Annotated in this window: 7 protein-coding genes; 5 read left to right on the forward strand and 2 right to left on the reverse strand. The window is 65.4% G+C overall.

From position 1 onward, the window contains the following. Positions 1–125: 125 nt before the first annotated feature. The 3 genes from CWO91_RS20190 to CWO91_RS20200 all read left to right on the forward strand — a co-directional run bounded on the left by CWO91_RS20190 (position 126) and on the right by CWO91_RS20200 (position 3,508). On the forward strand, positions 126–2,237 hold the full coding sequence (locus CWO91_RS20190; protein WP_165405567.1) for a TRAP transporter permease: 2,112 nt from the start codon (positions 126–128) through the stop codon (positions 2,235–2,237). Further along, positions 2,198–2,611, forward strand: coding sequence for a DUF1850 domain-containing protein (locus tag CWO91_RS20195; RefSeq protein ID WP_130215608.1), 414 nt, complete (start codon positions 2,198–2,200; stop codon positions 2,609–2,611). The genes CWO91_RS20190 and CWO91_RS20195 overlap by 40 nt, the downstream gene beginning before the upstream one ends. A gap of 90 nt (positions 2,612–2,701) precedes the next feature. After that, complete coding sequence (locus tag CWO91_RS20200; RefSeq protein ID WP_104464937.1) at positions 2,702–3,508, forward strand: SDR family NAD(P)-dependent oxidoreductase; 807 nt, start codon at positions 2,702–2,704, stop codon at positions 3,506–3,508. A gap of 172 nt (positions 3,509–3,680) precedes the next feature. Here the strand turns inward: CWO91_RS20200 and CWO91_RS20205 are convergent, their stop codons facing one another. Together CWO91_RS20205 and CWO91_RS20210 are read right to left on the reverse strand one after the other, a co-directional pair. Then, a complete protein-coding gene (locus CWO91_RS20205; RefSeq protein WP_130215610.1) occupies positions 3,681–4,451 on the reverse strand; it encodes a hypothetical protein in 771 nt (256 codons plus the stop codon). 258 nt (positions 4,452–4,709) lie between these two features. Continuing rightward, complete coding sequence (locus tag CWO91_RS20210) at positions 4,710–6,287, reverse strand: cation:proton antiporter (RefSeq protein ID WP_130215612.1); 1,578 nt, start codon at positions 6,285–6,287, stop codon at positions 4,710–4,712. A 118-nt stretch (positions 6,288–6,405) separates the two neighbouring features. Here CWO91_RS20210 and CWO91_RS20215 point away from each other — a divergent pair, with 118 nt between their 5' ends. Together CWO91_RS20215 and CWO91_RS20220 are read left to right on the forward strand one after the other, a co-directional pair. Then, positions 6,406–7,167: a tetratricopeptide repeat protein gene (locus CWO91_RS20215; protein ID WP_130215614.1), complete on the forward strand. Its 762-nt coding sequence runs from the start codon at positions 6,406–6,408 to the stop codon at positions 7,165–7,167. Positions 7,168–7,521: 354 nt separating this feature from the next. Beyond that, positions 7,522–8,904 (forward strand): tetratricopeptide repeat protein, encoded by a 1,383-nt coding sequence (locus CWO91_RS20220; protein ID WP_130215615.1) that lies wholly within the window; start codon positions 7,522–7,524, stop codon positions 8,902–8,904. The last annotated feature ends 101 nt before the right edge of the window (positions 8,905–9,005 follow it).

The following is a 9,005-nucleotide window of genomic DNA, read 5'->3' on the forward strand; positions in this document are numbered from 1 at the left end:
TCCCGGCCATCCACGTTCTCGGGCTAAGCGAGAAAGATCGTGGATGCCCGGGACAAGCCCGGGCATGACGGCGCGGGTAGACCGTGCCACTCTCATTATACGCGTTGGGCCGAGGACGATTGGAAATGCTGGAAAAGGCAGAGGCCACCGAGGCCCCCATCAAGGTCGAGTTCGACAATTTCGAGCACGGCTTTCCGGAAGGCTTTGGTCCGGGCTGGTGGGGCCATCTCGCCTACTGGATTGGCATCGCGTTTGCGACCTTCCAGCTCTATGTCGCCGCCTTCAACTATTTGCCGAGCCAGGTGGTGCGCGGCGTCCATGTCGGCTTCCTCGTTCTGCTCACCTTCGGCCTGATCGCCAATTTCACGGCGAAGAGCAATTTCGGCCGTGCGCTCGGATGGGTGATCGGCGGCGCGGGTTTCTTCTGTGGGCTCTATCAGTGGATCTTCTATGCCGATCTGATCGCCCGCGACGGCGATCCGACGCGGCTCGATCTCGTGGTCGGCACGCTGCTCGCCGTGCTGATCTTCGAGGGCACGCGGCGGCTGATGGGCGCGGCACTGCCGCTGATGTGCGGCGCGTGTCTCGTCTACTGGTTCTTCGGCCAATACCTGCCGTCGCCGCTCAACCATCGCGGCTATGATTTCGATCAGATCGTCACGCATCTGTCGTTCGGCACCGAGGGCTTCTACGGCGTGCCGATCTACGTCTCGGCGACCTATATCTTCCTGTTCATCCTGTTCGGCTCGTTCCTGGAGCGCGCCGGCATGATCCAGCTGTTCACCGACGTCTCGCTCGGCCTGTTCGGCCGCACCCGTGGCGGTCCTGCCAAGGTCGCGGTGTTTGCGTCGGGCATGATGGGCACGATCTCCGGCTCGGGCGTCGCCAACGTCGTCACCGTCGGCCAGTTCACGATTCCCTTGATGATCAGGTTCGGTTACCGCCGCGCATTCGCCGCCGGCGTCGAAGCGACGGCCTCGATGGGTGGACAGATCATGCCACCGGTGATGGGCGCGGTCGCCTTCATCATGGCCGAGACGCTCGGCGTGCAATATTCGGAGATCGTCAAGGCTGCGGCGATTCCTGCGATCCTCTATTTCGCGTCAGCGTTCTGGATGGTGCATCTGGAAGCCGGCAAGTACGGGCTCGTCGGCATGAAGCGCTCGGAGATCCCGAGCGCCTGGAAGGCACTGGTGACGCGCTGGTACCTCGTGCTGCCGCTCGCCGCCCTCGTCTACATGCTGTTCGAAGGCTTTACGCCGCTCTATGCCGGCAGCATGGGCCTTGCGCTGACGGTGGCGCTGATCCTTGGCACCAGCATCACGGCCGGCGTGTCCGCGACGGTCATCCGCTACATCTTCTGGATCGGCCTCGCGCTCGTCGTCGCCGCGCTGTCGCGCGACGGGCTTCAGATCGTGCCGGTTGCTTGTGTCGTGGTCGGGCTGATCGTGATCACCGCCTTCGTGCGCGGCGGCTTTGCGGCGTTGCGCGCCTGCCGCGATGCGCTTGCTGAGAGCGCCAAATCCGCCATCACCGTCGGCATGGCCTGCGCCATCGTCGGCGTCATCATCGGCATGATGTCGCAGACCGGTGTCGGCACCATCTTCGGCGGCTGGGTGATTGGCCTCGGCGAAAAGAGCCTGTTTCTGGCACTGATCATGACCATGCTGCTGTCGATCCTGCTCGGCACCGGCATCCCGACCATCCCGACCTACATCATCACCGCCGCGCTCGCCGCGCCGGCGCTTGCCAAGCTCGGCGTGCCCCTGATCGCGAGCCACATGTTCGCGTTCTATTACGGCATCATGGCCGACCTCTCGCCGCCGGTGGCGCTGGCTGCGCTTGCGGCGGCGCCGATCGCGAAGGAGAACCCGGACAAGATCGGCTGGGAGGCGATGCGCATCGCGCTCGCCGGCTACGTCATCCCCTTCATCTTCGTCTATTCGCCGGCGTTGATGCTGCAAGCCGGCGATCCCATGGCCGCCAAGCTCGGCTTCTACGGCGCGGTCGCGCTCGCGAGCCTGAAGGCGCTGGTGGCGGTCGCGCTGTTCGGCATGGTCGCAATCGGCTTCCTGTTCACGCGGCTGTCGCTGATCGAGCGGCTGGTCGCGCTCGGCGCCGCGTTCTGCCTGCTCGGCGACTTCCCGTTCAGCGATACTGCCGGCTTCGTGCTCTCCGCGGCGCTCGTGCTGTGGCAATGGCGGCAGCGCCCGCCGGCGGTGGTCGAGGCGGTGTGAGCCTCTGCTTCGCAACGGCAGGCGGCGTGAAGGCGCTGGCGCTGTCCGCCTTCACGTTGGCCTGGACCCATTCGATCGCGAAGGTCGAATGGCAGGAAGATTGGCGCGTCACGCCCGCCGGTCTCGAACTGGTGCAGGCCCGCGTCAAGGGCACCGGCCCCGGCATGGAGCCGCCGCCCGAAGCGCGGCTGATTGGCGGCTGGTTTCAGTGGCGGCCGGACCGCGCGCCGATGCCGGAGGTCGTGCTCGGCAATTCGGGCGCGGCGGGGGAGTGGCGGCTCTGTCATGACGGCAAGTGCCGGACGTTGTCGGAGATTGTCGGGCATCCGATCGGTGCTAACGTCACCACGATGAAGATTTGCAACGATCCGTAGCCCGGATGGAGCGCAGCGCAATCCGGGGACGGTGATCCCGGATTACGCTGCGCTCCATCCGGGCTACAAGAACAACAAAGGAGAAAAGCGATGGATCGGCTCAAGGGCAAGGTTGCGATGGTGGTAGGCGCCGGCTCGATTGGTCCCGGCTGGGGCAACGGCAAGGCAACCGCGGTGACCTTTGCGCGCGAGGGCGCGCAGGTGTTTTGCGTCGATCGCAACGGTGCGGCCGCCGAGGAGACCGCGAAGATCATCACCGGCGAGGGCGGCAAGGCGACGGCGTTCACGGCCGACGTCTCGCGGTCTGCCGAGATCGAGGCGATGGTGGCGGCGTGCCTGAAGGCCTATGGCCGCATCGACGTGCTCGACAACAATGTCGGCATCGCCGAGATGGGCAGCGTGGTCGAGGTGACCGAGGAGAGCTGGGATCGCGTCTTCAGCGTCAACCTCAAGAGCGCCTATTTCGCCATGAAGCACGTCATTCCCGTCATGGTGAAGCAGGGTGGCGGCTCGATCATCAATATCTCCTCGATCGCCTCGATCCGCCACATGGGCATCTCCTACGTCACCTACGGCACCTCGAAGGCGGCGATGAACCAGATGACGCGCACCACCGCGATCGAGTTCGCGCGCCATCATGTGAGGGTCAACGCGATCCTGCCGGGCCTGATGAAGACGCCGATGGTCGAGCACTCCGCCGGCCTTGCCGCGAGCTATGCCAAGGGCGACGTCGAGGCGATGTGGCGCGCGCGCGACGCGCAAGTGCCGATGGGCCACATGGGCGATGCCTTCGACGTCGCCAACGCCGCACTGTTCCTGGCGTCGGACGAGTCGAAATATGTGACGGGGATCGAGCTGGTGGTGGACGGCGGGATCACCTGCAAGGCGGGGGCGTAGTCCCATCTCAGCCGTCGTCCCGGCCTAGTGCGCAATTGCGCACGGGGGCCGGGACCCATAACCAAGCAAGTGGTTTTGAGAAGGTTGGTGGCTCCAGCCAGCTCCAACAATCAGCATTCGGGGTAATGGGTCCCGGCCTTCGCCGGGACGACGCTGAATATTCGGCTGCCGTCTACTGCGCCAGCGCCAGAATCCCGCCCGCAAACGCGTGCCAGGCCGCCGTCTCGCTGACCGGCCAGTTCAGCACCTTCACCGCCAGCAGCGCGAGCGTGCCGTAAATGTAGACCGGGTGGACGCGGCCCTCGGTGCGCCAGTCGCGCACCATGGCGACGACGAGCAGAAGCGAGGCGACGACAGCCGGCGCGATGGTGACCGGCACCGGCGGCGGGCCCGGCGGTCCGGGAGGGGCGAGGAAGGTGAGGAACCAACGCGCGATCGCGGCATCGAGGATCGAGACCGCCGCGAGCAGCATCAGGCGCTTGTGGACCTCGGGCCTGCGCGTGTTCATGATCGCGAGCACGAACACCATTGCGAAGAACGCGATCCCGCTCATCGGCACGATCGAGAATGCGATGCCGGCCTCCTTCTGCCCGAGCGCCGCGGAATGCTGCATCACATGCACGGAGGCGAGGAAGCCGAATATCGTCATCGCGGTCGCCAGCGACACACCGGCGATGCCAAGCGAGCGGTGATTGACCACGCGACCGGACGCTGCGAGCCAGGTCTGAAGCACGAAATAGAGCGACCAGGTGAAGAACAACAGTCCGTGAAAATGAATCACGGGGCTTGCGGAAAACGTCCGGTTGGCGAGTGGCACCCAATAGGTCGGTGCAAAGCCCAGAAACGCGGTGGCGGCGCAAGCGAGCGCCATGTGGAGATAAAAATATCGTGCAGGCGACGCATCTCGCGCGCGGACACGACGGTCATCGATCAGGGTCGTCATCTGGAATGAGTCTGGCAAGGAGCGGTTTGGTTCAAACGCCTGCCGTTCACCCTCCGCTGTCGTCCCGGACAAGCGCGCCCTCAAGCGCGCGCAGATCCGGGACCCATAACCACAGGGTTGAGTTACCGCACGAGCTGGTAACTCCGAGTCTTCGTCAAACCACATCCTGTGGTTATGGGTCCCGGATCGGCGCTCCGCTCCCGTCAACGCTGCGCGTTGTCTGGAGCTTCGCTTGTCCGGGACGACGGCCGATTTGGCCTATCCCCCCGCGCTCAATTCGGCGCGATCGAGCTCTTCCTCGAGTTTGTGGAAGGCGTCGTCGCCGATCACCTCGGTGGCGCGCAGATCGAAGATCGATTTGCGCGCGGCCTCGATGGCGCGGCGGCGCAGGGGATCGGCGGGCAATTCGCCATTGGCGATGCCGCCGTTCGGATCGGTCTCGGCCTGCATCAGGATGGCGCGATATTCGAGCCTGAGGATCTCCGCTTCCTCCGATGGATCGCTCTCGATGGCATCGAGCGCGGCGCGATAGGCGATGGCGCGTCCGCGCGCGACTTCGATGCCGACCGGATCATCGTCCTTGAGGCCGAAGGCCAGGATCAGCGGCCGCAGCGTCAAGCCCTGGATCACCAGCGAACCCAGCACCACTGCAAAGGCGATGAAGACGATGAAGTCGCGATAGGGAAAGTTCTCCGGCAGGGCGAAGGCGGTGGCGAGCGTGACGAGGCCGCGCATGCCGCACCAGGAGATGATGAGACCGCCCTTGGCCGAGGCGACCTGTCTTGGATCCTTCGGATGATAGAAGCCGTGGGCGACCAACACGCGCAGCGTCGTGCGGTAGAACGTCACCCAGCACAGCCGGACCAGGACCACGGTGAGCAGGATCCAGGCGGCAGCGACGCAATATTCCCAACGCACGTCGGCATCTAACCGCGTCCAGATCGGCCGCATCTGCATGCCGATCAGCATGAAGGCGAGCACGTTGAGCACGAACACCGTCGTCTCCCAGACCGCATAGGACGGCACCCGCAGCCGCGCCGGGATGCGCGCCGGCGCCGTGCGCGCGACCGTGATGGCGTAGACCACGATGGTAAGGATGCCGGAGAGGCCGAGATGCTCGGCGGCGATCCACACCAGGAAGGTGGTGGCGAACTGCACGATGATGGCACTCGGCGCCTCCGTCACCCGCTCCATGAACAGCGGAATGATGCGGCCTGCGAGCAGGCCGGCGATGACGCTGCCGACCAGCGCCAGTGCCATGGTCGGTGCGACCTGGCTCCATGTCAGGTGCTCGGTGGCGACCGCGCCGACCGCGATGCGATAGATCAGCAGCGCGGTCGCGTCGTTGAGCAGGCTCTCGCCCTCCAGGACCTTGACCATGCGGTGGGGCAGCTTCACCTGGCTCAGGATCGCGACCGCGGCCGCGGCATCCGGCGGCGCCACGATGGCGCCGAGCGCGACCGCGGCGGCCCAGGGCATGTCGGGCATCAGCCGGTGCGCGACATAGGCCACGCCAACCGTGGTGAGGCCGACCGCGGCGACGACCAGGGTCGAGACCGGAACCCAATTGTTGCGCAGATCGCGCAGCGAGGTGTCGAAGGCGGCATCGAGCAGGACCGGTGCGACAAAAAGCGCCAAAGCCAGGTCCGGCTCCAGCGTCCAGGACGGGCTCGACGGCACGAAGGCGATCAGCGCGCCGCCGATGGCGAGGAAGGTCGGGTAGGGGACCTTGATCCGCCGCGCCAGCGCCGATAAGCCAACGGCGCCGAGCAGAAGCACGATGATCCATTCGAATGTCGACACGATGATCCCCGAAACCGATTTGAGCGGCGCCACAAGCTAGCACCAATCCGGCCGTAATGATGGATAGTGGGGCAGCAAGGCAAGATTGAAGGCAAGGCCGACGACAAGGCTGACGATAGGCTGAAGGCAAGACTTTCCGACTGTAACGAGCATGCGTTCTTTTCTCATTCGATTGTCATGTGCCGGGCTGCTTTGCGCGCTCTCGCTCGCCGCGGCCCATGCCGCGACGGGCGGCGAGCCGGTCGCGGTGCCGCAGGTCGACGTCGCGCCATGCCTCGCGGCGACCGCGGCCGACGACATGGACAAGGCCATCACGGTCTGCGCGGCCGTGATCGACAATGAGAAGATCGCGAAGGAAGACCTGATCAAGGCGCTGATCGCGCGCGGCGCGTTCTATGCGCGTCACGACCAGGTCGACCGCGCGATCGCCGACGACAGCCGCGCACTTCTGCTCGATCCCACCCTCGCGGACATCTTCAACGCGCGCGGCGAGCTCTGGCTGAAGAAGGGCGACAAGCCCAAGGCGGTGCAGGATTTCGGCGCGGCGCTCAGAATCGATCCCAACCACGAGAAGGCCCGGGCCAATCACAAGGCGATGGCGCGCGAGCTCGAGCGGATCGGGGCGCAGATGGCAGTCGCCGGCAAGCCCAGCTTCAATTGCGCGCGAGCGCGACGCGCCGTGGAAAGGGCGATCTGCGGCAATCGCGAGCTCGCCGATCTCGACCGCGAGATCTTTGCATCGAATGCCCGCGTGGTCCGCGAGGCGCGCAATGCAGGCGAGGCCAAGGCGCTCCAACGCGAGCAGGACGACTTCATTGCCCGCCGCAACGCCGGCTACGGCCGGCCTGGGTACGACCTGAAGAAGGCGATGCAGGAGCGCTTGCAGCGGCTGAACGGGGTGGACGGATATTGACGGGACCTTCTCCTCTCGCCGCAAGCGGCAGTGCAATCGCATATGGAAGCGGATTCCCTGCGGCCATCCTTCGAGATGCCCGCTTTGGCGGGCTCCTTCAGGATGAGGGCGGAGTGCGCGGCAGCTTTCAACGAGCCCGATGCCAATTAGCCTCATCCTGAGGAGACCGCGAAGCGGGCGTCTCGAAGGACGAGGCGCTTGCTCAAGCCGCTCCAAGAGATCATATGCGATAGCCCTACCGCAAGCGGGGCGAGGGTGTGCAGGCAGTTCTCCGGCCCTGACATGCCCCGATTTGAACCCATCCCTTGCCAGCCGCGACAACGGTGAGAACCCGACGTCACGGAGCCCTATGCCATGTGCGGCACGCCCTATTCCGCGCAAATGCCCTCGTTTGCCAAAATTTCGCTGCGCGCGTTCTTCCTCGGCGCGGCAATGAGCGTAGCCCTCGTCGCTCCAGCCGCCGCCGGCACCGATTGCGTGCCCGGCAGCAAGGCTGCTCCCGCGGACCTGATCTCCGCGTGCAGCGCCATCATCGACCAGGCGACAAATCCGCCGTCTGAACGCTCCGTGGCGCTCGTCGCTCGCGCCGAAGCCAATGCGCGAACCTCCGGAGGCCAGTCGCAGGCGCTGCGCGATCTGGAGCGCGCCATCGCGCTCGACGGCAAGAATGCAAAGGCCTGGCGCGTGCGCGGCAACCTCTTGCGCGAGGCCGGCGGCGACCTCAACCGCGCCGCGGCGGATCTGACCAAGGCGATCGAGCTCGATCCGCAGGATCCGGAGGCTTTCGAGTCGCGCGGCGTCGTCTACACCAACCAGCATCGCTTCGACCGCGCCATTGCAGACTACGATCAGGCCATCAAGCTGAAGGCGGATTTCGCCCAGGCTTGGTCCGACCGCGGCGCGACCTTCTATCTGCGCGGCGACTACGACAAGGCCGTCGCTGACCTCAGCGAGGCGCTGCGCCTCGATCCGAGCCGGGCGCGCAGTTACACCAACCGCGGCGCCGCCTACAAGAAGCTCGGCGAGCTCGACAAGGCGATCGCAGACGACAGCGAGGCGATCCGGCTCGATCCAAAGGTGCCGGAGTATTTCGACAACCGCGGTCTCACCTATGCCGCGATGAAGGAGTACGACAAGGCGATCGCCGATTACGATCAGGCGATCCGTCTCGAGCAGCGGGTGAACTTCCTGACCAACCGCGGCGACTCCTACCAGTTCAAGGGCGAGCTCGGTGCTGCGCTGTCGGACTACAACGACGCGCTGAAACTCGATCCGAATTTTGCCAAGACCTACAACAACCGCGCCGTGCTCCACAAAAAGATGGGCGAGCGCAAGAAGGCGCTGGCCGACTACGAGGTGGCGTTGCGGCTCGATCCCGCCAATGAGAACGCGCTCAACGGCCGCCGCGCGATGATCGCCGAGATCGCAAAATTCGGCGGCGAGCCGCGCAGTGTGCTGAACGCCGCCCCCAGCGAACCGTCGTTCGACTGCGCCTCCGCCAAGCGCGAGGTCGAGAAGGTGATCTGCGCCGATCAGCAGCTCGGCGTGCTCGACCGCCAGATCGCCGAGGCCTACGAGCGGGTGCTGAAATCCGCGAGCAAGCGCTCGGCGGACGGCCTGCGCAAGTCCCAGCGCGATTTCCTCGCCACGCGCGATGCGAGCTTCCGTCGCCCGGGCTATGATCTGAAGAAGGTCATGCAGGAGAGATTGCAGAAGCTGAATGCGATGGAGAGCTGAGGGCGGCCGAAAAAGCCGAAGTCGAATGGCTGGTTCGGTTACCTCTCCCGCTTGCGGGAGAGGTCGACGCGCCCCGGGCGATGCGAAGCATCGTCCCGAGC

The organism is Bradyrhizobium genosp. SA-3, from assembly GCF_004212635.1.
In the GTDB taxonomy this organism is placed as follows: Bacteria; Pseudomonadota; Alphaproteobacteria; order Rhizobiales; family Xanthobacteraceae; genus Bradyrhizobium.